Source organism: Leclercia adecarboxylata, assembly GCF_006874705.1.
Classification (GTDB): domain Bacteria; phylum Pseudomonadota; class Gammaproteobacteria; order Enterobacterales; family Enterobacteriaceae; genus Enterobacter; species Enterobacter adecarboxylatus_C.
Window position 1 is genome coordinate 2,075,437 of record NZ_CP035382.1, and the last position, 26,401, is coordinate 2,101,837.

Annotated in this window: 21 protein-coding genes, 1 tRNA gene, 3 rRNA genes and 1 riboswitch; of the genes, 14 read left to right on the forward strand and 11 right to left on the reverse strand. The window is 56.7% G+C overall.

The genetic code is table 11. The annotated features are described in order from the left end of the window. Window positions 1-95: 95 nt before the first annotated feature. The 9 genes from ES815_RS10905 to rsd all read right to left on the reverse strand — a co-directional run bounded on the left by ES815_RS10905 (window position 96) and on the right by rsd (window position 7,115). Window positions 96-413, reverse strand: coding sequence for a PTS lactose/cellobiose transporter subunit IIA (locus tag ES815_RS10905; protein WP_106996047.1), 318 nt, complete (start codon window positions 411-413; stop codon window positions 96-98). Window positions 414-416: 3 nt separating this feature from the next. Continuing rightward, a complete protein-coding gene (locus ES815_RS10910; RefSeq protein WP_039028885.1) occupies window positions 417-722 on the reverse strand; it encodes a PTS sugar transporter subunit IIB in 306 nt (101 codons plus the stop codon). Between the two features lie 292 nt (window positions 723-1,014). Beyond that, window positions 1,015-2,148: a 2-iminoacetate synthase ThiH gene (thiH, locus tag ES815_RS10915; RefSeq protein ID WP_142487808.1), complete on the reverse strand. Its 1,134-nt coding sequence runs from the start codon at window positions 2,146-2,148 to the stop codon at window positions 1,015-1,017. After that, window positions 2,145-2,915: a thiazole synthase gene (thiG, locus tag ES815_RS10920; protein ID WP_142487809.1), complete on the reverse strand. Its 771-nt coding sequence runs from the start codon at window positions 2,913-2,915 to the stop codon at window positions 2,145-2,147. Before thiG ends, thiH begins: the two co-directional genes overlap by 4 nt. 1 nt (window position 2,916) lies before the next feature. Beyond that, window positions 2,917-3,117 carry a sulfur carrier protein ThiS gene (gene thiS / locus ES815_RS10925; protein WP_142487810.1) on the reverse strand — a complete coding sequence of 67 codons (201 nt, stop codon included), beginning with the start codon at window positions 3,115-3,117 and terminating at the stop codon, window positions 2,917-2,919. After that, window positions 3,101-3,856, reverse strand: a complete 756-nt coding sequence (locus ES815_RS10930) for a HesA/MoeB/ThiF family protein (protein ID WP_142487811.1) — start codon at window positions 3,854-3,856, stop codon at window positions 3,101-3,103. Before ES815_RS10930 ends, thiS begins: the two co-directional genes overlap by 17 nt. Further along, the gene (thiE, locus tag ES815_RS10935; protein ID WP_142487812.1) at window positions 3,849-4,484 is read right to left on the reverse strand and encodes a thiamine phosphate synthase; all 636 of its coding nucleotides are present in this window, start codon (window positions 4,482-4,484) and stop codon (window positions 3,849-3,851) included. Before thiE ends, ES815_RS10930 begins: the two co-directional genes overlap by 8 nt. After that, window positions 4,484-6,379 carry a phosphomethylpyrimidine synthase ThiC gene (thiC, locus tag ES815_RS10940; RefSeq protein WP_142487813.1) on the reverse strand — a complete coding sequence of 632 codons (1,896 nt, stop codon included), beginning with the start codon at window positions 6,377-6,379 and terminating at the stop codon, window positions 4,484-4,486. Before thiC ends, thiE begins: the two co-directional genes overlap by 1 nt. Window positions 6,380-6,455: 76 nt before the next feature. Continuing rightward, a riboswitch (TPP riboswitch) is annotated at window positions 6,456-6,564 on the reverse strand. Between the two features lie 53 nt (window positions 6,565-6,617). Beyond that, window positions 6,618-7,115 carry a sigma D regulator gene (gene rsd, locus ES815_RS10945; RefSeq protein WP_142487814.1) on the reverse strand — a complete coding sequence of 166 codons (498 nt, stop codon included), beginning with the start codon at window positions 7,113-7,115 and terminating at the stop codon, window positions 6,618-6,620. Between the two features lie 95 nt (window positions 7,116-7,210). On the opposite strand from rsd, the gene nudC reads away from it, so the two are divergent. The 6 genes from nudC to ES815_RS10975 all read left to right on the forward strand — a co-directional run bounded on the left by nudC (window position 7,211) and on the right by ES815_RS10975 (window position 11,567). Beyond that, on the forward strand, window positions 7,211-7,984 hold the full coding sequence (gene nudC, locus ES815_RS10950) for an NAD(+) diphosphatase (RefSeq protein WP_142487815.1): 774 nt from the start codon (window positions 7,211-7,213) through the stop codon (window positions 7,982-7,984). 42 nt (window positions 7,985-8,026) lie between these two features. Further along, window positions 8,027-9,091, forward strand: a complete 1,065-nt coding sequence (gene hemE, locus ES815_RS10955; RefSeq protein WP_142487816.1) for a uroporphyrinogen decarboxylase — start codon at window positions 8,027-8,029, stop codon at window positions 9,089-9,091. 9 nt (window positions 9,092-9,100) lie between these two features. Continuing rightward, window positions 9,101-9,772 (forward strand): deoxyribonuclease V, encoded by a 672-nt coding sequence (nfi, locus tag ES815_RS10960; RefSeq protein WP_142487817.1) that lies wholly within the window; start codon window positions 9,101-9,103, stop codon window positions 9,770-9,772. Between the two features lie 41 nt (window positions 9,773-9,813). Next, window positions 9,814-10,404, forward strand: a complete 591-nt coding sequence (locus ES815_RS10965) for a YjaG family protein (protein WP_106996058.1) — start codon at window positions 9,814-9,816, stop codon at window positions 10,402-10,404. A 186-nt stretch (window positions 10,405-10,590) separates the two neighbouring features. Then, entirely contained in the window at window positions 10,591-10,863 is a 273-nt protein-coding gene (hupA, locus tag ES815_RS10970) for a nucleoid-associated protein HU-alpha (protein WP_032615913.1), read from the forward strand. A gap of 11 nt (window positions 10,864-10,874) precedes the next feature. Then, window positions 10,875-11,567 (forward strand): DUF1481 domain-containing protein, encoded by a 693-nt coding sequence (locus ES815_RS10975; protein WP_142487818.1) that lies wholly within the window; start codon window positions 10,875-10,877, stop codon window positions 11,565-11,567. 42 nt (window positions 11,568-11,609) lie between these two features. Here ES815_RS10975 and purD read toward each other — a convergent pair whose 3' ends face one another. Both purD and purH read right to left on the reverse strand, forming a co-directional pair. Further along, a complete protein-coding gene (purD, locus tag ES815_RS10980; RefSeq protein WP_142487819.1) occupies window positions 11,610-12,902 on the reverse strand; it encodes a phosphoribosylamine--glycine ligase in 1,293 nt (430 codons plus the stop codon). A gap of 15 nt (window positions 12,903-12,917) precedes the next feature. After that, window positions 12,918-14,507: a bifunctional phosphoribosylaminoimidazolecarboxamide formyltransferase/IMP cyclohydrolase gene (gene purH / locus ES815_RS10985; RefSeq protein ID WP_142487820.1), complete on the reverse strand. Its 1,590-nt coding sequence runs from the start codon at window positions 14,505-14,507 to the stop codon at window positions 12,918-12,920. Window positions 14,508-15,068: 561 nt separating this feature from the next. Here purH and ES815_RS10990 point away from each other — a divergent pair. The 8 genes from ES815_RS10990 to aceK all read left to right on the forward strand — a co-directional run bounded on the left by ES815_RS10990 (window position 15,069) and on the right by aceK (window position 26,292). Then, a 16S ribosomal RNA gene (locus ES815_RS10990) occupies window positions 15,069-16,610 on the forward strand. A gap of 86 nt (window positions 16,611-16,696) precedes the next feature. Beyond that, window positions 16,697-16,772 (forward strand) — tRNA-Glu (locus ES815_RS10995). Window positions 16,773-16,982: 210 nt separating this feature from the next. Then, window positions 16,983-19,888, forward strand: a 23S ribosomal RNA gene (locus ES815_RS11000). Between the two features lie 92 nt (window positions 19,889-19,980). Then, window positions 19,981-20,096: ribosomal RNA gene (gene rrf, locus ES815_RS11005) — 5S ribosomal RNA — on the forward strand. The 16S, 23S and 5S rRNA genes sit together here with 1 tRNA gene alongside, the layout of an rRNA operon. A 255-nt stretch (window positions 20,097-20,351) precedes the next feature. Beyond that, window positions 20,352-21,281, forward strand: a complete 930-nt coding sequence (gene metA / locus ES815_RS11010) for a homoserine O-succinyltransferase (protein ID WP_142487821.1) — start codon at window positions 20,352-20,354, stop codon at window positions 21,279-21,281. 269 nt (window positions 21,282-21,550) lie between these two features. Continuing rightward, window positions 21,551-23,152, forward strand: a complete 1,602-nt coding sequence (aceB, locus tag ES815_RS11015) for a malate synthase A (RefSeq protein WP_142487822.1) — start codon at window positions 21,551-21,553, stop codon at window positions 23,150-23,152. A 32-nt stretch (window positions 23,153-23,184) separates the two neighbouring features. Further along, window positions 23,185-24,489 (forward strand): isocitrate lyase, encoded by a 1,305-nt coding sequence (aceA, locus tag ES815_RS11020; RefSeq protein ID WP_142487823.1) that lies wholly within the window; start codon window positions 23,185-23,187, stop codon window positions 24,487-24,489. Window positions 24,490-24,564: 75 nt separating this feature from the next. Then, window positions 24,565-26,292, forward strand: a complete 1,728-nt coding sequence (gene aceK / locus ES815_RS11025) for a bifunctional isocitrate dehydrogenase kinase/phosphatase (RefSeq protein WP_142487824.1) — start codon at window positions 24,565-24,567, stop codon at window positions 26,290-26,292. Window positions 26,293-26,401: the final 109 nt, after the last annotated feature.

The following is a 26,401-nucleotide window of genomic DNA, read 5'->3' on the forward strand; positions in this document are numbered from 1 at the left end:
CTGTTTGGTGAGGTTTTTGCCGGGTGGCGCTGCGCTTACCGGGCCTACGGTTCGGGGCCGTTGTAGGCCCGGTAAGCGTAGCGCCACCGGGCGTGTTAGTTCACCAGCGGTAACCGGCGATACAGCTCGATCATATCTCCCGCCAGATCCTGAATCACCATCGCGTTCATCAGATGATCCTGGGAGTGAACGGTAATCAGGTTAACCGGCAGCTTGCCGGTGCCTTCATCCATACCAATCAGCTTCGTCTGGATGGTGTGCGCATGCTTAACGAATTCGCGCGACTCTTCCATCGCCTTTTCTGCGTCGGCAAAATCGCCTTTACGCGCCATCTGCAGGGCGGTTAATGCTGAACTGCGGGCTGCACCGGCATTCACCAGCAGCTCCATAATGATGGTTTCTAAATCGTCCATGGGTCACTCCAGCAGTTTGAGGGCTTTTTCGAGGACGGCATCGCCTTTCATCATGCCGTAATCCATCATGTCGATAACCGCGACCTTTTTGCCCAGCGGTTCTGCCTGTGCCTGAAGATTATTGAGTTCGTATTTGACCTGCGGGCCAAGCAACACAATGTCGGCTGCGGCGATTTCATCTTTAAACTCAGCAACCGGTACGGCTTTAATGGTTACTTCGACCCCTTTTTTCTGCGCGGCGTCTTTCATGCGTTGAACCAGCATGCTGGTGGACATTCCCGCTGCACAGCATAAAACGATGTTCTTCATAGTCAGCCTCAATGTACATGTGTTTATTGATAATTATCCCGCGCCGCCCGCTTCGACAACCGCGTTACCGCGATTGTGTGTGAGGCATCACAAAGAAACCCGCATTTTCTGAAACCGGTTACAACTGTTACAGAACGGGGAAAGGCAGGGCGAAACGAGGAAGAAGCTTTCCGCCCTGGTCAGCATCCCCTGCTGACGAAGTAAGCGTAAAAAATACGGGCACAGTCTGGCAATGGCCCGTTGATCAGGTTACGTGACGCCTCGTAATAACTTCATCGGGTTGCATTCTTTCTCAGCCCGGCTGCGAGGCGCGTCCCAGCCAGCTATCCCAGTCTTTCCACACCGGCTGTAATCCCTGCAGGCTGAGCGCTTCGGCAACCTCTTCCGGGCGACGATTGTCGTGCGGCGCAAACTGTTCCAGCTCGGGGCGATTGTCGGCATAGCCGCCTGGCTGCGTTTTTGAAAAAGCACTGACGTTGTTAATGGCCAGAGGAATGACGCGATCGCGAAACGCGGGAGATTCCCGGGTCGACAGCGACAGCTCCACCTCCGGTGCCAGCAGACGAAACGCGCAGATGGTCTGTACCAGCTGGCGTTCATCCATGATCGACGCAGGCTGGATCCCCCCGGCACAGGGGCGCAGCCGTGGGAAAGAGATCGAGTACCGGCTCTGCCAGTAGCGCTGCTGCAGCCACAGCAGATGTTCCGCCACCATAAAGTTGTCGACCCGCCAGCTGTCGGAGAGCCCGGTCAGTGCCCCAAGTCCGATCTTGTCGATCCCGGCGCGGCCCAGTCGATCCGGCGTCTCCAGCCGCCAGAAAAAGTCCTGCTTTTTACCTTTCAGATGGTGCTGAGCATATACCGCCTCGTGATAGGTTTCCTGATAGACCAGCACGCCATCCAGCCCCAGCGTTTTCAGCTCGCCATATTCGGCTTCTGACAGGGGTTGAACCTCCATTTGCAACGAGGCGAACTGGCGGCGAATGGCCGGAAGATGGCGACGAAAATAGTCCATCCCGACCTTAGTCTGGTGCTCGCCGGTCACCAGCAGCAGATGCTCAAACCCCATCTCGCGGATCGCGGCACACTCCCGGGCAATCTCATGTTCATCCAGCGTCTTGCGCTTGATGTGGTTGCTCATTGAAAAGCCGCAGTAGGTACAGTCGTTCGCGCACAGGTTGGAGAGATAGAGCGGAACATAAAAGCTCACCGTGTTGCCAAAGCGCTGGCGCGTCAGACGCTGGGCCCGCTGCGCCATCGGCTCAAGATACGCGCTGGCGGCGGGGGAGAGCAGGGCCATCATGTCCTCGCGCGTCGGCTGCCGGGCATTCAGGGCGCGTTCAACGTCCGCCGGGGTTTTACTGTTGATGCGCAGGCGAATATCGTCCCAGTCGAGCTGGCGCCAGCGATCGGTAAAGGTGTTCATGAGAAGGTCTCCAGAAATCCGGTTAACGGGCTGGTGGCCTGGGCTTCAGGGCTCCGTGAACCGGGGCCAGACTGACGCGCCAGCACGCCCGCCTCTACCGCCAGCCGAAAGGCCCGTGCCATCCTCACCGGATCGTCCGCGACCGCAATGGCGGTGTTGACCAGCACGGCATCGGCACCCATCTCCAGCGCCTGCGCTGCATGGCTGGGCACGCCGATGCCGGCGTCCACGATCACCGGCACCGTCGCCTGCTGAATGATAATTTCCAGCATCGCGCGGGTTTCCAGCCCCTGATTGGAACCTATCGGCGCTCCGAGCGGCATCACCGCGGCGCAACCCGCCTCTTCGAGCCGTTTGCACAGCACCGGATCGGCGCCGCAGTAGGGCAGCACTGTGAACCCCTCTTTGACCAGCATCTCCGCCGCTTTCAGCGTCTCGATGGGATCGGGAAGTAGCCAGCGGGCATCGGGATGGATCTCCAGTTTGAGCCAGTGCGTCCCCAGCGCCTCGCGCGCCAGTCGGGCGGCGAACACGGCTTCCTCCGCGGTTTTGGCTCCGGAAGTATTGGGCAGCAGGCTCACGCCCGCCTCCAGCAGCGGCGCCAGAATAGCGTCATTGTGATGACGCAGATCGACCCGCTTCATCGCCAGGGTCACCAGTTGGCTGCCGCTCTCGCGAATGGCGTCCACCATCAGCTGCGGCGAGGCGAACTTGCCGGTGCCGGTAAACAGATGCGAATCAAAGGTTTTATCAGCAATACGTAACATCTCAGCCTCCGGCAATCACCTGAAAGAGCAGGATCCGATCGCCTTCGCGGACCTGCTGTTTATCCCACTGCTCGCGCGGCAGGATCTGTTGGTTCAGGGCCAGCGCGACCCCGGGTTTTAACTGGCGCAGCTGGTGGAGCAGGGTGGCGACGGTTAAACCTTCCACGCACTGCATCGGTTCGTCGTTAAACAGGATCTGCATGCTGCCCTCCACACACCGCACAGCCGCTGGCGCGCTGCAGGCCCAGCTGTCGCCAGCTGCCCGCCCGGGCATCAAACAGGCGCAGCGCATTGCGCGGGGTCTCAATGCCGCTGAGCAGCTTGATCGCCTCCAGCGCCTGCAAGGTTCCCATCACGCCAACCACCGGCCCGACGATCCCTGCGGTGCGGCAGTTGCGTTGCGGCTCGTCATCCTCCGGCCACAGACAGCGGTAACAGCCCTGCGCCCAGGGCGGCGTCAGCACCATCATCTGGCCACCAAAACCCACAGCGCTGGCGGTAATGAGCGGAGTATTGAGCATCACGCAGGCGGCGTTGATCGCCTGGCGCGTGGCCATGTTATCGGTGCAGTCCAGCACCACGTCGGCGCGGGCGATCTCCTCCTCCAGCGCTTTGCCTTCCAGGCGCGCCTGCAGGGCAATCAGCCGGATATCCGGGTTGAGCTGCTGCAGCCGACGCTGCGTTACCTGCGCCTTTGGCTGGGCGATGTCGTCGGTGGTGAAGAGGATCTGGCGCTGCAAATTACTCAGATGAACCTCGTCATCGTCGGCCAGCACCAGAGTGCCGATCCCGGCCCCGGCCAGGTACAGCGCCGCCGGGGCGCCTAATCCGCCGAGACCGACCAGCAGGACCCGGCTGGCGAGCAGCTTCTGCTGCCCGTCGATGGCGATATCGTCCAGTAGGATCTGGCGGCTGTAGCGCATAAAGTCACGGTCATTCATCGCCTGCTCCCGCCAGTTGCAGTAACTGCGCCGTCGCTGCCTGCCAGTCATCGGCCTGGGTGATGGCGCTTACTACCGCGATGCTCCCGACGCCGGTCGCCAGTACCGCCGGGGCGCGCTCGAGACTAATACCGCCGATGGCAACGGTGGGGTAATCCGCCAGTCGTTCGATATGCCGGGCCAGCTGCTCCAGCCCCTGAGGGGCGGAAGGCATCTGCTTGGTCTGGGTAGGGAAAACGTGCCCCAGGGCGATATAGGACGGACTCGCCGCCAGCGCCACGTCGATCTCCATATCGTCGTGGGTCGAGACGCCGAGACGTAACCCGGCGGCACGAATGGCCTCAAGATCGGTGGTCTCCAGATCCTCCTGACCCAGATGCACGCCGTAAGCCTGATGTTTAATCGCCAGGCGCCAGTAGTCATTGATAAACAGCCGGGCGTTGTAGCGACGCCCCAGGGCAATGGCCGCCACGATATCGGCTTCGACCTCATCCTCCTGCTTGTCCTTGATGCGCAGCTGGAGCGTTTGTACGCCCGCGGCAAGCAGGCGTTCGATCCACGCCACGCTGTCGACTACCGGATAGAGCCCCAGACGAAAGGGCACCGGCGGAAAGTTGGGTTGATACATTACGCCTCCTCTTTTTTGAGGTAGATTTCGCCGCCCCGGGCGCGGAAGGTTTCCGACATATCGGCCATCCCCACTTCGATGGTCTGCGCCGCGGCGTAGTCGCGCACTTCCTGGCTGATTTTCATCGAGCAGAATTTTGGCCCGCACATGGAGCAGAAGTGCGCCACTTTGCCCGACTCCTGCGGCAGGGTTTCGTCGTGGTAGGCGCGGGCGGTGAACGGGTCAAGGGCGAGGTTGAACTGATCTTCCCAGCGAAATTCAAAGCGCGCTTTTGACATGGCGTTATCGCGGATCTGCGCCCCCGGATGGCCCTTCGCCAGGTCGGCAGCATGGGCGGCAATCTTGTAGGTGATCAATCCTTGCTTCACGTCCTCTTTATTCGGCAGGCCGAGATGCTCTTTCGGCGTGACGTAGCAGAGCATCGCGCAGCCAAACCATCCGATCATCGCCGCGCCAATTCCGGAGGTGAAGTGGTCATAGCCCGGTGCGATGTCGGTGGTCAACGGTCCCAGGGTGTAGAACGGCGCTTCGTGGCAGTGCTCCAGCTCCTCGGTCATGTTGCGGCGGATCATCTGCATCGGCACATGGCCCGGGCCTTCAATCATCACCTGGACGTCATACTCCCAGGCAATTTTGGTCAGCTCGCCCAGGGTATGTAGCTCGGCAAACTGGGCTTCGTCGTTGGCATCGCGAATGGAACCCGGACGCAGGCCATCGCCCAGCGACAGCGATACGTCGTACGCGGCGCAGATTTCGCAGATCTCGCGGAAGTGTTCATACAGGAAGTTCTCCTGATGATGGGACAGGCACCATTTCGCCATAATAGAACCGCCGCGGGAGACAATGCCGGTCAGGCGTTTGGCGGTCATCGGCACGTAGCGCAGCAGCACGCCCGCGTGGATGGTGAAGTAGTCCACGCCCTGCTCGGCCTGCTCCAGCAGCGTATCGCGGAACGCTTCCCAGGTGAGATCTTCCGCAATGCCGTTCACCTTCTCCAGCGCCTGGTAGATGGGTACCGTGCCAATCGGCACCGGACTGTTACGCAGGATCCACTCGCGGGTTTCGTGAATATAGCGCCCGGTAGAGAGGTCCATCACCGTGTCCGCGCCCCAGCGGGTGGACCAGACCAGTTTTTCCACCTCTTCTTCGATGGAGGAGGTGACCGCCGAGTTACCGATATTGGCATTCACTTTCACCAGGAAGTTACGTCCGATGATCATCGGCTCTGATTCCGGGTGATTAATGTTGGCCGGAATAATGGCGCGGCCAGCGGCGACTTCGTCACGTACAAATTCCGGGGTGATGTTCTCCGGCAGGCGGGCACCAAAGCCTTCTCCCGGATGCTGGTGGCGCAGCACTTCGCCACGAATGCGCTCGCGGCCCATGTTTTCGCGGATGGCAATAAACTCCATCTCTGGCGTCACTATCCCCTGGCGGGCGTAATGCAGCTGGGTCACACATTTACCCGCTCTGGCACGCTTCGGCGTGAGCAGTCCGGTAAAGCGCAGCTCGTCCAGCCCGTCATCGGCCAGACGTTCCCGGGTATAGGCTGAGCTTTGCGCATTCAGGGTTTCGCTGTCGTTACGGGCTTCAATCCACGGCTGGCGCAGCTTCGCCAGACCCTGCTGGACGTTAATCGCCACAGCCGGATCGCCGTACGGGCCGGAGGTGTCGTACACCGGCACCGCTTCGTTCTCTTCAAACTGCGGGTTCTCTTTGCTGCCGCCGATTAACGTCGGGCTGAGCTGGATCTCGCGCATTGGCACGCGGATATCCTCCTGCGAACCCGTCAGGTAAATGCGTTTTGAGTTGGGGAAAGCAGTGCCTTCCAGGGTGTCGATAAAGTGTTGGGCGTGTGCGCGCTGTTCGCGGCGGGTCATTTTTGTGGCAGACATAGCTCGTTCCAGTAAGTTCAGGAAGTGGCTTGTCAGACGACGGATGAAGCAAGAGAGGATCGCCCGGGGGCGATACAATAAATTGACTCTTGTTCCCTTCGCAGGTCTTAACCTGATCAGGTTCCGCGGATCCCGAATTAACGGTCTCAGCCCGGCTTTCGCACTGGGCACTCCGACAAGAATAGGCTCCCCTACAGCGGGAGCAGTGAATGTAAACTACGCGTTAACGAGGAATAACTCAAGCCGGTCGGGCGACGTTATCTTCGTTGCTCGCTTTCAGATTGTGATCCAGCGCAAGGGCGATCAGGTTATCTTCCAGCGTAAAGCGTTGCTCCAGCGCCTCGCCGATATCGGAAAGCGCCTGCTGAAATTCCAGGTAGTTATCCTGATCGATGGCGTTTTCCAGCGTGGAGTCATAGTAATCCATGATTTGCTGGGTATTGGCCTCCAGCAGGGGATAGAGTTTGGTTGCCGCTAAATACGGGCTGTTGCCTTCCATTTCACGGATAAAACGTTCATAAATATTGAAATGACCGTTGGAAAGGTAGTCGACCAGGCTCTGACAGAAATCGTCCAGCGCTTTTTCATTCAGGCGCATATAGGACTCTTTGCCAGGCTTAATGCCAACGAGATTGTAGTAGGCAACAAGCAGATGTTTCCGCACGTGCAGCCAGCGATCGACCAGTTTGTTACTTCCGCCAACGCGCTCTGTCAGGTTTTCTAGCTGGTTTAGCATGTTTGACTCCGCAAGGTTAAGATTAAAAGCTGCCCACCCAAAATGTAATAGTATTGTTACCAACATGCCTGTGAAGCAAAGGTAGTGCAATAGATATGGATCGTATAATTGAAAAATCGGATCGTGGCTGGTGGTTAGTCAGCCATGAACAAAAATTATGGTTGCCCAGTGGTGAATTACCATATGGCGAGGCCGGAAATTTCGATCTTGCGGGGCAACACGCACTAAATATAGGTGAGTGGAAGGGCGATTCTGTGTGGTTGATCCAACAAAATCGTCGTCACGATATGGGATCGGTGCGCCAGGTGCTCGATCTCGATGTCGGCTTGTTCCAGTTGGCGGGTCGTGCTGTGCAGCTTGCCGAGTTTTATCGCTCGCATAAGTTCTGCGGCTACTGTGGCCACACCATGCACCCGAGCAAAACCGAGTGGGCGATGCTCTGCAGCCACTGCCGGGAACGCTATTACCCGCAAATCGCGCCGTGCATTATTGTCGCCATCCGTCGGGATGACTCCATCTTACTGGCGCAACACACCCGTCATCGCAACGGGGTGCATACCGTGCTCGCCGGATTTGTCGAAGTGGGCGAAACCCTGGAGCAGGCCGTGGCGCGAGAAGTGATGGAGGAGAGCGGGATTAAGGTAAAAAATTTACGTTATGTCACCTCCCAGCCGTGGCCGTTCCCACAGTCGCTGATGACCGCCTTTATGGCCGAGTACGACAGCGGCGAGATCGTCATCGATCCGAAAGAGCTGCTGTCCGCCGACTGGTATCGCTACGACGATTTACCCCTGCTGCCACCGCCGGGCACCGTGGCGCGCCGCCTGATAGAAGATACCGTGGCAATGTGTCGGGCTGACGATGTGTGAGACATGTTACACTGGAGATAAGACGCTTAAGGAACTGCAAAAATGACCGAACTGAAGAACGATCGTTATCTGCGTGCGCTGCTGCGCCAACCCGTTGATATCACCCCGGTATGGATGATGCGCCAGGCGGGCCGCTATTTGCCGGAGTACAAAGCCACGCGCGCGCAGGCGGGCGATTTTATGTCGCTGTGCAAAAATGCGGAGCTGGCCTGTGAAGTGACCCTTCAGCCGCTGCGCCGCTATCCGCTGGACGCGGCGATCCTCTTCTCCGATATCCTGACTATCCCCGACGCGATGGGGCTTGGCCTGTACTTTGAAACCGGCGAAGGCCCGCGCTTTAGCTCGCCGATTAAGAGCAAAGCGGACATCGACAACCTGCCGATCCCGGACCCGGAGCAGGAGCTCGGTTATGTGATGAATGCGGTGCGCACCATTCGCCGCGAGCTGAAAGGCGACGTGCCGCTGATCGGTTTTTCCGGCAGCCCGTGGACGCTGGCGACCTACATGGTCGAAGGCGGCAGCAGCAAAGCCTTCACCGTGATCAAGAAGATGATGTACGCCGATCCGCTGGCGCTGCACGCCCTGCTGGATAAGCTGGCGAAAAGCGTCACCCTCTACCTGAACGCGCAGATCAAAGCTGGCGCCCAGTCGGTGATGATCTTCGACACCTGGGGTGGGGTGCTGACGGGCCGCGATTACCAACAGTTCTCGCTCTACTACATGCATAAAATTGTCGATGGCCTGCTGCGTGAAAACGAAGGTCGTCGCGTGCCGGTGACCCTGTTCACCAAAGGCGGCGGTCAGTGGCTGGAAGCCCTGGCAGACACTGGCTGTGATGCGCTGGGCCTCGACTGGACTACCGATATTGCCGATGCGCGCCGCCGCGTTGGGGACAAAGTCGCCCTGCAGGGCAACATGGATCCGTCTATGCTGTATGCTCCGGCCGCCCGTATTGAAGAAGAAGTCGCGACCATTCTGGCGGGCTTCGGTCAGGGCGAAGGCCATGTGTTTAACCTGGGGCACGGTATTCATCAGGATGTACCGCCAGAACATGCAGGCGTGTTTGTGGAGGCGGTGCACCGACTTTCTGCCCAGTATCACCTGTAAGGAGTCGTTATGGATCTTGCGTCACTTCGCGCTCAACAACTTAAACTTGCTGCGTCGGTTTCCCGTGAAGACCGGCTGGATAAAGACCCACCCGCGCTGATTGCCGGGGCGGATGTCGGGTTTGAGCAGGGCGGTGAGGTGACGCGGGCGGCGATAGTACTCCTGACCTGGCCCGAACTGGAGCTGGTCGAGTATCAGGTAGCGCGTATCGCCACCACCATGCCTTACATCCCCGGATTCCTCTCTTTTCGTGAATATCCCGCGCTGCTGGCCGCGTGGGACCAGCTTTCGCAAAGACCCGACCTGATGTTCGTCGATGGCCACGGGATCTCCCATCCGCGCCGTCTCGGCGTTGCCAGCCATTTTGGCATGCTGGTGGATGTGCCGACCATCGGGGTAGCGAAAAAGCGCCTCTGCGGTAAGTTTGAACCTCTGTCGGCAGAGCCCGGCGCCCTGGCACCCTTGATGGACAAAGGCGAACAGCTGGCGTGGGTCTGGCGCAGTAAGGCGCGCTGCAATCCGCTGTTCATCGCCACCGGCCATCGCGTCAGTACCGACACCGCGCTGGCGTGGGTCCAGCGCTGCATGAAGGGCTATCGATTACCGGAGCCGACCCGCTGGGCCGATGCGGTGGCTTCCGGCCGTCCCGCTTTTGTGCGATGGCAGGAAATTCAGCGCTGATTCAGGTAAACTGCGGCTAATTTTCGATTCGAGACTTCATCATGTTACAAAACCCGATTCACCTGCGCCTCGAGAAGCTGGAAAGCTGGCAGCATGTCACCTTTATGGCCTGCCTGTGCGAACGCATGTACCCGAACTACGCCATGTTCTGCAAGCAGACTGAATTTGGTGACGGCCAGCTGTATCGCCGTATTCTCGATCTGGTATGGGAGACGCTGACGGTCAAAGATGCGAAGGTGAACTTCGATTCTCAGCTCGATAAGCTGGAAGAGGCGATCCCGGCTGCCGATGACTATGATGTCTATGGCGTCTATCCGGCGATCGATGCCTGTGTGGCATTAAGTGAACTGATTCACTCGCGCCTGAGTGGCGAAACTCTGGAACATGCCATCGAAGTCAGTAAGGCCTCAATTACTTCCGTGGCGATGCTGGAGATGACCCAGGAAGGTCGTGAAATGACCGATGAAGAGCTCCGTTTAAACCCGGCCGTTGAGCAGGAATGGGACATCCAGTGGGAAATATTCCGTTTGCTGGCAGAGTGCGAAGAACGCGATATCGAGCTGATTAAAGGTCTGCGTGCAGACTTGCGTGAGGCAGGCGAGAGTAACATTGGTATAAATCTTCACCAGTGAAACAATAAAACGTGATTTTACGCCTGTTTTGTCATGCCTGTACTCTTCCCTTCTGCCCCCCGTCTGGTCTACATTTGGGGGGCGAAAATAAGTGGCTATCGGTGCGTGTATGCAGGAGAGTGCTTTTTTGGCATTTTCGTCGCACTCGATGCTTAGCAAGCGATAAACACATTGAAAGGATAACTTATGAACAAGACTCAACTGATTGATGTAATTGCGGACAAGGCTGATCTGTCTAAAGTACAGGCTAAAGCTGCTCTGGAATCCACCCTGGCTGCTATTACTGAGTCTCTGAAAGAAGGCGATGCTGTACAACTGGTAGGTTTCGGTACCTTCAAAGTGAACCACCGCGCTGAGCGTACTGGCCGCAACCCGCAGACCGGTAACGAAATCAAAATCGCTGCAGCTAACGTGCCAGCATTTGTTTCTGGCAAAGCACTGAAAGACGCAGTTAAGTAAGCCGCGTAGCAGTGAACAGTTTTATCGAGGGGGCGGTTTCGCCCCTTTTGTCTGTCTGGCGCCAGGCAATAGCGCTGGCAGGCATACTTTTGCTGTCCGCCTGCAGCCATGATTCCTCTCTGCCGCCTTTTACCGCCAGCGGTTACGCTGACGATCGGGGTGCGGTACGTATCTGGCGTAAAGACACGGACGATGAAGTCCATCTGCTCTCCGCCTTTAGTCCCTGGCACAGCGGCAGCACCACCACCAGTGAGTACCGCTGGCAGGGTGATACGCTTGCTTATATTGACGTGAATATCTACAGCAAGGTGCCCGAGCATGTGCGGGTGCGTTTTGACGACCACGGTGAGCTGAGCTTTATGCAGCGCGAAATCGGCGGTCTTAAGCAGCAACTCTCTACCGATCAAATTGACCTCTATCGCTACCGTGCCGACCAGGTTCGTCAGACCAGTGACGCGCTGCGACAGGGACGGGTAGTGCTGCATCAGGGGCGCTGGCATGCCGATGGCACCGTGACCACCTGCGAAGGCCAGACCCTGAAGCCGGATCTTGATAGCTGGGCGACGGAACATATTGGACGGCGTCAGAGCCACTCCTCTATGGAAGTAAGCGTGGCGTGGCTGGAAGCGCCGGAAGGGTCACAGCTGCTGCTGGTGGCTAACGAAGATTTCTGTACCTGGCAGCCGACCGAGAAGAGTTTTTAAGTTCCCTCTCCCTTGAGGGAGAGGGTCAGGATGGGGGAAAAGTTACTCCCCTCGCTCCCGCGCAATCGCACGATAACCAATATCGTTACGGCTGAAGCTGCCGTTCCAGCGAATATCCGCCATCAGGGCATAGGCGCGCTGCTGCGCTTCCGCGACCGTATGTCCCAGCGCGGTGGCGCACAGGACGCGGCCGCCGTTGGTCAGTACGCGATCGTCATCAGACAGCGTAGTGCCTGCATGGAACACCTTCGCGCCTTCAACCTGCTCCAGCGGCAGACCGTGGATCTCATCCCCGGTGCTGTAGTTGCCCGGATAACCACCCGCCGCAATCACCACGCCCAGCGACGCACGCTCGTCCCACTCGGAGGTTTTCGTGTCCAGCTTGCCTTCGCAGGCCGCCAGGCACAGATCCACCAGATCGGATTTCATGCGCAGCATGATCGGCTGAGTTTCCGGATCGCCAAAGCGGCAGTTGAACTCGATCACCTTCGGGTTGCCCTGCTTGTCGATCATCAGGCCGGCATAGAGGAAACCGGTGTAGGTATTGCCTTCAGCCGCCATGCCTTTCACAGTAGGCCAGATGATGCGGTCCATGGTGCGCTGGTGCACTTCATCCGTCACTACCGGGGCAGGGGAGTAGGCACCCATACCACCGGTATTCGGGCCGGTATCGGCATCGCCCACGCGCTTGTGATCCTGGCTGGTGGCCATCGGCAGGACGTGCTCGCCGTCGACCATCACGATAAAGCTCGCCTCCTCACCGTCGAGGAACTCCTCGATCACGATGCGGTGGCCCGCGTCGCCAAAGGCATTACCCGCCAGCATATCCTGAACCGCGGCCTCTGCCTCTTCGAGGGTCATCGCCACGATCACGCCTTTACCGGCGGCCAGACCGTCGGCCTTGATCACAATCGGCGCGCCTTTCTCACGCAGATACGCCAGAGCGGGCTCCACTTCGGTGAAATTCTGATATTCCGCGGTCGGGATGTTATGACGCGCGAGGAAATCTTTGGTGAAGGCTTTAGAGCCTTCCAGCTGGGCGGCGCCTTCGGTTGGGCCGAAGATGGTCAGACCCGCCGCGCGGAAAGCGTCTACTACGCCAATCACCAGCGGTGCTTCCGGGCCGACGATGGTCAGGTCGATCTTTTCATTCTGGGCAAAGCTCAGCAGCGCCGGAATATCGGTCACGCCGATGGCGACGTTCTGCAGGGCGGGCTCCAGCGCCGTACCGGCGTTACCCGGTGCCACGAAGACGGTGTTCACCTGCGGTGACTGCGCCGCTTTCCACGCCAGGGCGTGCTCGCGCCCGCCGTTACCAATCACTAATACTTTCATTCTCTGCTCCGGAAATTAATGGCGGAAATGACGCATGTCGGTGAAGATCATCGCGATACCGTGTTCGTCGGCAGCGGCAATGACTTCGTCATCGCGGATAGAACCGCCAGGCTGGATCACGCAGGTGATGCCCACAGCCGCAGCCGCGTCGATACCGTCGCGGAACGGGAAGAAGGCGTCAGAGGCCATGGCGGAGCCTTTCACTTCCAGACCTTCATCGCCTGCCTTGATACCGGCAATTTTCGCGGAGTAGACGCGGCTCATCTGGCCTGCGCCTATCCCGATGGTCATGTTCTCTTTCGCATAGACGATGGCGTTGGATTTCACGAACTTCGCTACTTTCCAGCAGAACAGCGCATCACGCAGTTCCTGTTCGGTCGGCTGACGCTTGCTGACCACGCGCAGGTCGGCTTCTGTCACCATACCCAGATCGCGATCCTGAACTAACAGACCGCCGTTCACACGCTTGAAGTCCAGGCCCGGAACGCGTTCTGCCCACTGGCCGCAGGTCAGTACGCGAACGTTCTGTTTCGCCGCGGTGATCTTCAGGGCTTCCTCGGTGGCGGAAGGGGCGATAATCACTTCCACAAACTGACGGGAGATAATTGCCTGAGCGGTTTCAGCATCCAGTTCACGGTTGAAGGCGATAATGCCGCCGAACGCAGAGGTCGGGTCGGTTTTGTACGCGCGATCGTAGGCATCCAGAATCGAGGTGCTGACCGCCACGCCGCATGGGTTCGCGTGTTTGACGATCACGCAGGCCGGCTCGCTGAACTCTTTCACGCACTCCAGCGCCGCGTCGGTGTCCGCGATGTTGTTATAGGAGAGCGCTTTGCCCTGAACCTGCTGTGCAGTGGCAACGGAGGCTTCTTTAACCTCTTCTTCTATATAGAAGGCAGCCTGCTGGTGGCTGTTCTCACCGTAGCGCATATCCTGCTTCTTAATGAAGTTCAGGTTTAAGGTGCGTGAGAAGCGGCCGGAAGGATCTTTGCTTTCGCCATGATAGGCTGGCACCAGGCTACCGAAGTAGTTGGCGATCATGCTGTCGTAGGCGGCGGTATGTTCGAACGCTTTAATGGCGAGGTCGAAACGGGTCTCGAGATTCAGGGAGCCTTCGTTGGCATCCATCTCTTTAATAATGGCCTCGTAGTCGCTGCTCTTAACTACGATGGCAACATCTTTATGGTTCTTGGCGGCGGAGCGCACCATGGTCGGGCCGCCGATATCGATATTCTCTACCGCATCTTCCAGAGAGCAGCCTTCACGGGCAACGGTCTGAGCGAACGGGTAGAGGTTAACAACAACCATATCGATTGGCGCAATCCCGTGTTGATCCATAATGCCGTCGTCCTGACCGCGACGACCCAGAATGCCGCCGTGGACTTTTGGATGCAGGGTTTTGACGCGTCCATCCATCATTTCCGGGAAACCGGTGTAATCGGACACTTCGGTTACCGGCAGGCCTTTATCTGCTAACAGGCGGGCGGTACCGCCAGTGGACAGCAGCTCCACACCACGTGCAGAAAGTGCCTGAGCGAATTCGACGATACCGGCTTTATCAGAAACACTGAGCAGAGCGCGGCGGACTGGACGACGTTGTTGCATGGTAAATCCCCTGGATTTGACGATTACAGAGAGCGTTAGGTGAATTTTCCACATAAAAACTCAACTAACACACCTGGCGGGGCCGCTTTATTTAGCGCGAGCATTTTAACGAAAACGTTTGCGCAACGCTCGCACATTTTCACTTTTTCGTCGCATTGTGGATAAGTCTGTGAGTAATCAGGTATAAGGCGGGGTTTTGCTGGGGAATGCAGCAGTCAGTCATTTTTCTGTCATTTAAGGGTTGCGGGCTGCGGAGAACTCCCTATAATGCGCCTCCATCGACACGGCGGATGTGAATCACTTCACACAAACAGCCGGGTCGGTTGAAGAGAAAAGCGAAAAATAAACGCTTGACTCTGAAAGAGGAAAGCGTAATATACGCCACCTCGCAACGGTGAGCGAAAGCCGCGTTGCACTGCTCTTTAACAATTTATCAGACAATCTGTGTGGGCACTCAAAGTGACATGGATTCTTAATGTCTTCGGACAATAAATGAATACCAAAGTCTCTGAGTGAACATACGTAATTCATTACGAAGTTTAATTCACGAGCATCAAACTTAAATTGAAGAGTTTGATCATGGCTCAGATTGAACGCTGGCGGCAGGCCTAACACATGCAAGTCGAGCGGTAGCACGGGGGAGCTTGCTCCCTGGGTGACGAGCGGCGGACGGGTGAGTAATGTCTGGGAAACTGCCTGATGGAGGGGGATAACTACTGGAAACGGTAGCTAATACCGCATAATGTCGCAAGACCAAAGAGGGGGACCTTCGGGCCTCTTGCCATCAGATGTGCCCAGATGGGATTAGCTAGTAGGTGGGGTAACGGCTCACCTAGGCGACGATCCCTAGCTGGTCTGAGAGGATGACCAGCCACACTGGAACTGAGACACGGTCCAGACTCCTACGGGAGGCAGCAGTGGGGAATATTGCACAATGGGCGCAAGCCTGATGCAGCCATGCCGCGTGTATGAAGAAGGCCTTCGGGTTGTAAAGTACTTTCAGCGAGGAGGAAGGCGGTGAGGTTAATAACCTCATCGATTGACGTTACTCGCAGAAGAAGCACCGGCTAACTCCGTGCCAGCAGCCGCGGTAATACGGAGGGTGCAAGCGTTAATCGGAATTACTGGGCGTAAAGCGCACGCAGGCGGTCTGTCAAGTCGGATGTGAAATCCCCGGGCTCAACCTGGGAACTGCATTCGAAACTGGCAGGCTAGAGTCTTGTAGAGGGGGGTAGAATTCCAGGTGTAGCGGTGAAATGCGTAGAGATCTGGAGGAATACCGGTGGCGAAGGCGGCCCCCTGGACAAAGACTGACGCTCAGGTGCGAAAGCGTGGGGAGCAAACAGGATTAGATACCCTGGTAGTCCACGCCGTAAACGATGTCGACTTGGAGGTTGTTCCCTTGAGGAGTGGCTTCCGGAGCTAACGCGTTAAGTCGACCGCCTGGGGAGTACGGCCGCAAGGTTAAAACTCAAATGAATTGACGGGGGCCCGCACAAGCGGTGGAGCATGTGGTTTAATTCGATGCAACGCGAAGAACCTTACCTACTCTTGACATCCAGAGAACTTAGCAGAGATGCTTTGGTGCCTTCGGGAACTCTGAGACAGGTGCTGCATGGCTGTCGTCAGCTCGTGTTGTGAAATGTTGGGTTAAGTCCCGCAACGAGCGCAACCCTTATCCTTTGTTGCCAGCGGTTAGGCCGGGAACTCAAAGGAGACTGCCAGTGATAAACTGGAGGAAGGTGGGGATGACGTCAAGTCATCATGGCCCTTACGAGTAGGGCTACACACGTGCTACAATGGCGCATACAAAGAGAAGCGACCTCGCGAGAGCAAGCGGACCTCATAAAGTGCGTCGTAGTCCGGATTGGAGTCTGCAACTCGACTCCATGAAGTCGGAATCGCTAGTAATCGTAGATCAGAATGCTACGGTGAATACGTTCCCGGGCCTTGTACACACCGCCCGTCACACCATGGGAGTGGGTTGCAAAAGAAGTAGGTAGCTTAACCTTCGGGAGGGCGTTTACCACTTTGTGATTCATGACTGGGGTGAAGTCGTAACAAGGTAACCGTAGGGGAACCTGCGGTTGGATCACCTCCTTACCTTAAAGAACCTGCCTTTGTAGTGCTCACACAGATTGTCTGATGAAAAGTAAAAAGCAAGGCGTCTTGCCGAAGCAGACTTCAGTGTCCCCTTCGTCTAGAGGCCCAGGACACCGCCCTTTCACGGCGGTAACAGGGGTTCGAATCCCCTAGGGGACGCCACTTGCTGGTTTGTGAGTGAAAGTCACCTGCCTTTATATCTCAAAACTAACTCTCTGAGTTACGTTTGAGATATTTGCTCTTTAAAAATCTGGATCAAGCTGAAAATTGAAACGACATGCCCTGTCTGTTCTCCGTAATAAGAGCAGATGAGCGGTGTGTCAGAGTCTCTCAAATTTTCGCAATCAGAAGTGAAACATCTTCGGGTTGTGAGGTTAAGCGACCAAGCGTACACGGTGGATGCCTAGGCAGTCAGAGGCGATGAAGGACGTGCTAATCTGCGATAAGCGTCGGTAAGGTGATATGAACCGTTACAGCCGACGATTTCCGAATGGGGAAACCCAGTGTGTTTCGACACACTATCGTTAAGTGAATACATAGCTTAACGAAGCGAACCAGGGGAACTGAAACATCTAAGTACCCTGAGGAAAAGAAATCAACCGAGATTCCCCCAGTAGCGGCGAGCGAACGGGGAGCAGCCCAGAACCTGAATCAGCGTATGTATTAGTGGAAGCGTCTGGAAAGTCGCAGGGTACAGGGTGATACTCCCGTACACAAAAATACATGCACTGTGAGTTCGAAGAGTAGGGCGGGACACGTGGTATCCTGTCTGAATATGGGGGGACCATCCTCCAAGGCTAAATACTCCTGACTGACCGATAGTGAACCAGTACCGTGAGGGAAAGGCGAAAAGAACCCCGGCGAGGGGAGTGAAAAAGAACCTGAAACCGTGTACGTACAAGCAGTGGGAGCACCCTTGTGGTGTGACTGCGTACCTTTTGTATAATGGGTCAGCGACTTATATTCTGTAGCAAGGTTAACCGTATAGGGGAGCCGAAGGGAAACCGAGTCTTAACTGGGCGTTAAGTTGCAGGGTATAGACCCGAAACCCGGTGATCTAGCCATGGGCAGGTTGAAGGTTGGGTAACACTAACTGGAGGACCGAACCGACTAATGTTGAAAAATTAGCGGATGACCTGTGGCTGGGGGTGAAAGGCCAATCAAACCGGGAGATAGCTGGTTCTCCCCGAAAGCTATTTAGGTAGCGCCTCGTGAATTCATCTCCGGGGGTAGAGCACTGTTTCGGCTAGGGGGCCATCCCGGCTTACCAACCCGATGCAAACTGCGAATACCGGAGAATGTTATCACGGGAGACACACGGCGGGTGCTAACGTCCGTCGTGAAGAGGGAAACAACCCAGACCGCCAGCTAAGGTCCCAAAGTCATGGTTAAGTGGGAAACGATGTGGGAAGGCACAGACAGCCAGGATGTTGGCTTAGAAGCAGCCATCATTTAAAGAAAGCGTAATAGCTCACTGGTCGAGTCGGCCTGCGCGGAAGATGTAACGGGGCTAAACCATGCACCGAAGCTGCGGCAGCGACACTATGTGTTGTTGGGTAGGGGAGCGTTCTGTAAGCCGTCGAAGGTGTGCTGTGAGGCATGCTGGAGGTATCAGAAGTGCGAATGCTGACATAAGTAACGATAAAGCGGGTGAAAAACCCGCTCGCCGGAAGACCAAGGGTTCCTGTCCAACGTTAATCGGGGCAGGGTGAGTCGACCCCTAAGGCGAGGCCGAAAGGCGTAGTCGATGGGAAACAGGTTAATATTCCTGTACTCGGTGTTACTGCGAAGGGGGGACGGAGAAGGCTATGTTGGCCGGGCGACGGTTGTCCCGGTTTAAGCATGTAGGCGGAGGTTCCAGGTAAATCCGGAGCCTTACTAACGCTGAGGTGTGATGACGAGGCACTACGGTGCTGAAGCAACAAATGCCCTGCTTCCAGGAAAAGCCTCTAAGCATCAGGTAACATCAAATCGTACCCCAAACCGACACAGGTGGTCAGGTAGAGAATACCAAGGCGCTTGAGAGAACTCGGGTGAAGGAACTAGGCAAAATGGTGCCGTAACTTCGGGAGAAGGCACGCTGATATGTAGGTGAAGCCCCTGCGGGTGGAGCTGAAATCAGTCGAAGATACCAGCTGGCTGCAACTGTTTATTAAAAACACAGCACTGTGCAAACACGAAAGTGGACGTATACGGTGTGACGCCTGCCCGGTGCCGGAAGGTTAATTGATGGGGTTAGCGGCAACGCGAAGCTCTTGATCGAAGCCCCGGTAAACGGCGGCCGTAACTATAACGGTCCTAAGGTAGCGAAATTCCTTGTCGGGTAAGTTCCGACCTGCACGAATGGCGTAATGATGGCCAGGCTGTCTCCACCCGAGACTCAGTGAAATTGAAATCGCTGTGAAGATGCAGTGTACCCGCGGCAAGACGGAAAGACCCCGTGAACCTTTACTATAGCTTGACACTGAACACTGGTCCTTGATGTGTAGGATAGGTGGGAGGCTTTGAAGCGTGGACGCCAGTCTGCGTGGAGCCATCCTTGAAATACCACCCTTTAATGGCTGGTGTTCTAACGTAGACCCGTAATCCGGGTTGCGGACAGTGTCTGGTGGGTAGTTTGACTGGGGCGGTCTCCTCCTAAAGAGTAACGGAGGAGCACGAAGGTTAGCTAATCCTGGTCGGACATCAGGAGGTTAGTGCAATGGCATAAGCTAGCTTGACTGCGAGAGTGACGGCTCGAGCAGGTGCGAAAGCAGGTCATAGTGATCCGGTGGTTCTGTATGGAAGGGCCATCGCTCAACGGATAAAAGGTACTCCGGGGATAACAGGCTGATACCGCCCAAGAGTTCATATCGACGGCGGTGTTTGGCACCTCGATGTCGGCTCATCACATCCTGGGGCTGAAGTAGGTCCCAAGGGTACGGCTGTTCGCCGTTTAAAGTGGTACGCGAGCTGGGTTTAGAACGTCGTGAGACAGTTCGGTCCCTATCTGCCGTGGGCGCTGGAGAATTGAGGGGGGCTGCTCCTAGTACGAGAGGACCGGAGTGGACGCATCACTGGTGTTCGGGTTGTCATGCCAATGGCACTGCCCGGTAGCTAAATGCGGAAGAGATAAGTGCTGAAAGCATCTAAGCACGAAACTTGCCCCGAGATGAGTTCTCCCTGAGCCTTTAAGGCTCCTGAAGGAACGTTGAAGACGACGACGTTGATAGGTCGGGTGTGTAAGCGCAGCGATGCGTTGAGCTAACCGATACTAATGAACCGTGAGGCTTAACCTTACAACGCCGAAGCTGTTTCGGCGGATTTGAGAGATTTTCAGCTGATACAGATTAGTCACTGCGCCTGCGGGCGGGGTGAACAACAGAATTTGCCTGGCGGCTGTAGCGCGGTGGTCCCACCTGACCCCATGCCGAACTCAGAAGTGAAACGCCGTAGCGCCGATGGTAGTGTGGGGTCTCCCCATGCGAGAGTAGGGAACTGCCAGGCATCAAACACGCGAAAGCCCATCCTCACGGATGGGCTTTTTGCGTTGCGCCGGGAAACCCGCCGGGCGGCTGCGCCTTCCAGTGCTTTAGTAGGCCCGGTAAGCGTAGCGCCACCGGGCAATCCTGCCGCACCCAACCCCCTTCCTTGAAACTTTCTCACCTTTCACATGCAGACTCGACATTTGCCTTATTCCTGGTTATTGTCAGCTATCTGGATGTCTAAACGTTTATACGTATGCTTTGAGGATCTAAGGTTATGCCGATTCGGGTGCAGGACGAGCTACCAGCCGTCAATTTCTTGCGTGAGGAAAATGTCTTTGTCATGAAGGCATCGCGCGCTACAGGTCAGGAAATTCGTCCTCTGAAGGTGCTTATCCTCAACCTGATGCCGAAGAAGATTGAGACGGAGAATCAATTCCTCCGCTTGCTCTCAAACTCCCCCCTCCAGGTCGATATTCAGCTGTTGCGTATTGATGCGCGTGAGTCCCGCAACACGCCTTCGGAGCATCTTAATAACTTCTACTGTAACTTTGATGATATCCGCGACGACAATTTCGATGGACTGATTGTCACCGGTGCGCCGCTGGGCCTGGTTGAGTTCAACGACGTGGCCTACTGGCCGCAGATTAAGCAGGTGCTGGAGTGGGCCAAAGATCACGTCACCTCCACGTTGTTTGTCTGTTGGGCGGTGCAGGCGGCACTCAATATTCTTTACGGTATCCCTAAGCAGACCCGCAGCGAAAAACTTTCTGGCGTCTACGAACACCATATTCTGCACCCCCATGCACTGCTGACGCGGGGCTTTGATGACACCTTCCTGGCTCCCCATTCACGCTATGCCGATTTCCCGGCAGCACTGATCCGTGACTACACCGATCTGGAGATCCTGGCAGAAAGCGAGGAGGGGGATGCCTACCTGTTCGCCAGCAAAGATAAGCGTATTGCTTTTGTTACCGGTCATCCCGAGTACGATCCCGATACTCTGGCGAGCGAATATTTCCGCGATGTGGAAGCGGGTTTGAACCCGGACGTGCCCTACAACTATTTCCCGCAAAACGATCCGCAGAACAAACCGCGGGCAACCTGGCGCAGTCATGGCAACCTGCTGTTTACTAACTGGCTCAACTATTACGTCTACCAGATCACGCCATACGATCTGCGCCACATGAATCCGACACTGGAGTAATCCTCTGAGGATCTTGATCCTGTAGCGTTTCAGCTCTCCAGTTAAGGCACCTTCGGGTGCCTTTTTTATTTCCGAAATCCCCTCCGATTGATGAATGATTTTTAATCTAATAAATATCAATCGCTTAAGTTCATTTAAAATTAAAAATGGAAATAGTTTTTGATTTTGCGATAAATATGGATAGTCTTAATTTTGCTGAACGAAAACTACACAACGATCTTTCGTTCGCGTGGGGAAATGAATTCGGATCAACGACGAGGAGCAGTGGAATGAATCAACAGGCAACCATTATCGATGAACTGGCCTTTAACCAACCGCATGGCGAGCAGGAGCAGCAGATTCTGACGCCAGATGCCGTTGAGTTTCTTACCGAGCTGGTGACCCGCTTCACGCCAAAACGCAATAAGTTACTGGCCGCACGTATCCAGCAGCAGCAAGACATTGATAACGGAAAGCTGCCTGACTTTATTTCGGAAACCGCTTCCATTCGTGAAGGTAACTGGACGATACGCGGCATTCCGCAGGATCTGCAGGACCGACGCGTCGAGATCACCGGGCCGGTAGAACGCAAAATGGTGATCAATGCGCTGAATGCCAATGTGAAAGTCTTTATGGCGGATTTTGAAGATTCGCTGGCGCCTGACTGGAACAAAGTGATCGAAGGTCAGATCAATCTGCGCGACGCGGTGAACGGCACCATCAGTCACACCAATGAAGCCGGCAAAATTTATCAGCTTAAACCTAACCCGGCGGTCCTGGTCTGCCGCGTGCGCGGCCTGCATTTACCGGAAAAGCATGTTACCTGGAACGGGGAAGCGATCCCGGGCAGCCTGTTCGACTTTGCCCTCTACTTCTTCCATAACCATAAAAATCTGCTGGCAAAAGGCAGCGGCCCCTATTTCTACCTGCCGAAAACCCAGTCCTGGCAGGAAGCGGCCTGGTGGGGTGAGGTCTTCAGCTATGCCGAAGATCGTTTCGACCTGCCGCGCGGCACCATCAAAGCCACGCTGCTGATTGAAACCCTGCCGGCGGTGTTCCAGATGGATGAGATCCTGCATGCCCTGCGTGACCACATCGTTGGCCTGAATTGCGGCCGCTGGGATTACATTTTCAGCTATATCAAGACCCTGAAAAACCATCCCGATCGTGTTCTGCCGGATCGCCAGGTGGTGACCATGGACAAATCATTCCTGAATGCCTACTCGCGTCTGCTGATCAAAACCTGCCACAAACGCGGTGCCTTCGCGATGGGCGGCATGGCGGCCTTTATTCCGAGCAAAGACAGCGAGCGTAACAATCAGGTGCTGAACAAGGTGAAGGCCGACAAAGAGCTGGAAGCCAGCAACGGCCATGACGGCACCTGGGTGGCGCATCCCGGACTGGCCGATACCGCCATGGAGGTGTTCAACCGCATTCTGGGCGATAACAAAAATCAGCTGCACGTAACCCGCGAAGAGGATACGCCAGTCACCGCCGCACAGCTGCTCGAGCCGTGCGAGGGCGAGCGCACTGAAGAGGGAATGCGCGCCAATATTCGCGTGGCGGTGCAGTACATCGAAGCGTGGATCTCCGGCAACGGCTGTGTGCCGATTTACGGTCTGATGGAGGATGCCGCTACCGCTGAGATCTCCCGTACCTCTATCTGGCAGTGGATCCACCATCAGAAGACCCTCAGCAACGGCAAACCGGTCACCAAAGCCCTGTTCCGCGAGATGCTGTCGGAAGAGATGCTGAACATTCAGGACGAACTGGGCGAGCACCGCTTCAGCAGCGGCCGCTTCGACGCCGCCGCACGCCTGATGGAACAGATCACCACCTCAGATGAGCTCATCGACTTCCTGACGCTGCCTGGCTATCGCCTGCTGGCCTGATTTCACCACATAACAATATGGAGCATCTGCACATGAAAACCCGTACCCAACAAATCGAAGCATTACAGAACGAGTGGACTCAACCGCGCTGGGAAGGCATTGAACGCCCTTATAGCGCAGAGGAAGTGGTGAAGTTACGCGGCTCGGTCAACCCGGAGTGCACTCTGGCGCAGCTGGGGGCGGCCAAAATGTGGCGTCTGCTGCACGGCGAATCGAAGAAGGGTTACATCAATAGCCTCGGCGCGCTGACGGGTGGCCAGGCGTTGCAGCAGGCGAAAGCGGGCATTGAAGCGGTCTATCTGTCGGGCTGGCAGGTCGCGGCGGACGCCAACCTGGCGTCCAGCATGTACCCGGATCAGTCTCTCTATCCGGCAAACTCTGTCCCGGCGGTGGTGGAGCGGATCAACAACACCTTCCGTCGGGCGGATCAGATCCAGTGGGCGTCCGGGATTGAGCCAAACGATCCGCGCTTTGTGGATTACTTCCTGCCGATCGTCGCCGATGCTGAAGCGGGGTTTGGCGGGGTGCTGAATGCCTTCGAGCTGATGAAATCGATGATTGAAGCCGGTGCAGCGGCCGTTCACTTCGAAGATCAGCTGGCCTCGGTGAAGAAGTGCGGACACATGGGCGGCAAAGTGCTGGTGCCAACGCAGGAGGCGATTCAGAAACTGGTGGCCGCCCGTCTGGCCGCTGACGTGCTGGGCGTCCCGACGCTGGTGATTGCCCGTACCGATGCCGATGCCGCGGACCTGATCACCTCCGATTGCGACCCTTACGACAGCCAGTTTATTACCGGGGAGCGTACCAGCGAAGGCTTCTATCGTACCCATGCCGGCATTGAACAGGCAATCAGCCGCGGTCTGGCCTACGCCCCTTATGCGGATCTGGTGTGGTGCGAGACCTCCACCCCGGACCTGGCCCTGGCTAAACGCTTTGCTGACGCCATCCATGCGAAATATCCGGGCAAACTGCTGGCCTATAACTGCTCACCGTCCTTCAACTGGCAGAAAAACCTGGACGATAAAACCATCGCCAGCTTCCAGCAAGAGCTGTCGGACATGGGCTACAAGTATCAGTTCATCACCCTCGCGGGCATTCACAGCATGTGGTTCAACATGTTCGATCTGGCACACGCCTACGCCCAGGGCGAGGGCATGAAGCACTACGTCGAGAAGGTCCAGCAGCCAGAGTTCGCAGCAAGCCAAAAGGGCTATACCTTTGCCTCGCATCAGCAGGAAGTGGGAACGGGCTACTTCGATAACGTCACCACCATCATTCAGGGCGGCGCCTCCTCCGTGACCGCGCTGACCGGGTCGACCGAAGAAGCACAGTTCTGATAACGGAAACGCCCGGTGGCGCTAAGCTTACCGGGCCTACGGTTCCTGGGGAGAGGGTTAGGGTGAGGGGAAGCTATGTCGCGTGGCATGGAGTTACTGATTGCACAAACCATCCTGCAGGGCTTTGATGCCCAGTATGGCCGCTTTCTGGAGGTGACTGCCGGGGCGCAGCAGCGCTTTGAGCAGGCCGACTGGCACGCGGTGCAGCAGGCCATGAAGCAGCGTATCCACCTCTACGATCACCATGTGGGCCTGGTCGTGGAGCAATTGCGCTGCATCACCGGGCACACCAGTACCGATGCCGCGTTCTTATTGCGTGTGAAAGAGCATTACACCCATCTGCTGCCGGATTACCCTCGCTTTGAAATTGCGGAGAGCTTTTTCAACTCCGTCTACTGTCGGCTTTTTGACCACCGCTCCCTGTCACCGGAGCGGCTCTTTATTTTCAGCTCTCAGCCCGGACAACGTTTTCGCACCCTGTCGCGCCCGCTGGCGAAAGATTTCTTTCCCGACCAGGGCTGGGAGGCGCTGTTAACCAAGGTGTTAGCCGACCTTCCTCTGCGTCTGCCCTGGCAAAATCGCCCGCGTGATGTCGGGTATATCATCGCCCATCTGTCTGAAACGCTGGGTGCAGACAACCTGCGCAACTGTCATCTGCAGGTCGCTAACGAACTCTTTTATCGCAACAAAGCCGCCTGGCTGGTGGGCAAGCTGGTTACGCCGGACGCCACGCTACCGTTTCTGCTGCCCATTCACCGCAGCGATGAAGGGGAGCTGGCGGTGGATACCTGCCTGACCACCAACGCCGAGGCCAGCATCGTTTTCGGTTTCGCCCGCTCCTATTTTATGGTTTATGCCCCGCAGCCGGGCGCGCTGGTGGAGTGGTTGCGGGAGATCCTGCCCGGTAAAACCACCGCCGAGCTCTATATGGCGATAGGGTGTCAGAAGCACGCCAAAACCGAGAGCTATCGGGAGTACCTGCACTATATCGCCCGTGCCGACGAGCAGTTTATCGAGGCGCCGGGCATTCGCGGTATGGTGATGCTGGTCTTCACCCTGCCGGGATTTGATCGGGTCTTTAAGGTGATTAAGGACAGGTTCGCCCCGCAAAAAGAGATGACTGCTGCTCACGTCCGTGCCTGCTATCAGCTGGTTAAGGAGCACGATCGCGTCGGGCGCATGGCGGATACCCAGGAGTTTGAGAACTTCGTACTCGATAAGCGGCAGATTGCGCCGGAACTGATGGCGCTGTTGCTCCGGGAGGCGCCGGGAAAAATCAGCGATCTGGGCGACCGGATTGCCATCAGCCACCTCTATATCGAACGGCGGATGGTGCCGCTCAATATCTGGCTGGAGCAGGCGGAGGGGCAGGCGCTGCACGACGCCATCGAAGAGTACGGCAACGCTATCCGTCAGCTGGCGGCGGCCAACATCTTTCCGGGCGATATGTTGTTTAAAAACTTCGGCGTCACCCGACACGGGCGGGTGGTGTTCTACGATTACGACGAAATCTGCTACATGACGGAAGTGAATTTCCGCGAGATCCCACCCCCGCGTTATCCGGAGGATGAGCTCGCCAGCGAGCCCTGGTACAGCGTCTCACCGGGGGATGTTTTCCCGGAGGAGTTTCGTCACTGGCTCTGCGCCGACCCACGCATCGGGACGCTGTTTGAGGAGATGCATGCCGATCTGTTCCGCGCTGACTACTGGCGGAGCCTGCAGACGCGCATCCAGAACGGGCATGTGGAAGATGTATATGCTTACCGGCGTAAGCAGCGCTTTAGCGTGCGGTATGCTGCATAACGTGCGGTCTGGTGCCCTCACCCTGACCCTCTCCCACGGGGAGAGGGAACAAACACTAAAAACGGCAACAAGGTTGCCGTTTTGCATTTACCTCGCCACCGGGCAAACC

Coding starts and splice junctions, on each gene's coding strand:
- ES815_RS10965 (WP_106996058.1), top strand. CDS start 9,814: ATGTTACAAAACCCGATTCACCTGCGCCTCGAGAAGCTGGAAAGCTGG.
- aceK (WP_142487824.1), top strand. CDS start 24,565: ATGTCGCGTGGCATGGAGTTACTGATTGCACAAACCATCCTGCAGGGC.
- thiE (WP_142487812.1), bottom strand. CDS start 4,484: ATGTATCAACCCAACTTTCCGCCGGTGCCCTTTCGTCTGGGGCTCTAT.
- thiG (WP_142487809.1), bottom strand. CDS start 2,915: ATGTTACGTATTGCTGATAAAACCTTTGATTCGCATCTGTTTACCGGC.
- aceB (WP_142487822.1), top strand. CDS start 21,551: ATGAATCAACAGGCAACCATTATCGATGAACTGGCCTTTAACCAACCG.
- nfi (WP_142487817.1), top strand. CDS start 9,101: ATGGATCTTGCGTCACTTCGCGCTCAACAACTTAAACTTGCTGCGTCG.
- rsd (WP_142487814.1), bottom strand. CDS start 7,115: ATGCTAAACCAGCTAGAAAACCTGACAGAGCGCGTTGGCGGAAGTAAC.
- thiH (WP_142487808.1), bottom strand. CDS start 2,148: ATGAACACCTTTACCGATCGCTGGCGCCAGCTCGACTGGGACGATATT.
- thiS (WP_142487810.1), bottom strand. CDS start 3,117: ATGCAGATCCTGTTTAACGACGAACCGATGCAGTGCGTGGAAGGTTTA.
- metA (WP_142487821.1), top strand. CDS start 20,352: ATGCCGATTCGGGTGCAGGACGAGCTACCAGCCGTCAATTTCTTGCGT.
- hemE (WP_142487816.1), top strand. CDS start 8,027: ATGACCGAACTGAAGAACGATCGTTATCTGCGTGCGCTGCTGCGCCAA.
- ES815_RS10910 (WP_039028885.1), bottom strand. CDS start 722: ATGAAGAACATCGTTTTATGCTGTGCAGCGGGAATGTCCACCAGCATG.
- ES815_RS10905 (WP_106996047.1), bottom strand. CDS start 413: ATGGACGATTTAGAAACCATCATTATGGAGCTGCTGGTGAATGCCGGT.
- purH (WP_142487820.1), bottom strand. CDS start 14,507: ATGCAACAACGTCGTCCAGTCCGCCGCGCTCTGCTCAGTGTTTCTGAT.
- nudC (WP_142487815.1), top strand. CDS start 7,211: ATGGATCGTATAATTGAAAAATCGGATCGTGGCTGGTGGTTAGTCAGC.
- hupA (WP_032615913.1), top strand. CDS start 10,591: ATGAACAAGACTCAACTGATTGATGTAATTGCGGACAAGGCTGATCTG.
- ES815_RS10930 (WP_142487811.1), bottom strand. CDS start 3,856: ATGAATGACCGTGACTTTATGCGCTACAGCCGCCAGATCCTACTGGAC.
- thiC (WP_142487813.1), bottom strand. CDS start 6,379: ATGTCTGCCACAAAAATGACCCGCCGCGAACAGCGCGCACACGCCCAA.
- purD (WP_142487819.1), bottom strand. CDS start 12,902: ATGAAAGTATTAGTGATTGGTAACGGCGGGCGCGAGCACGCCCTGGCG.
- aceA (WP_142487823.1), top strand. CDS start 23,185: ATGAAAACCCGTACCCAACAAATCGAAGCATTACAGAACGAGTGGACT.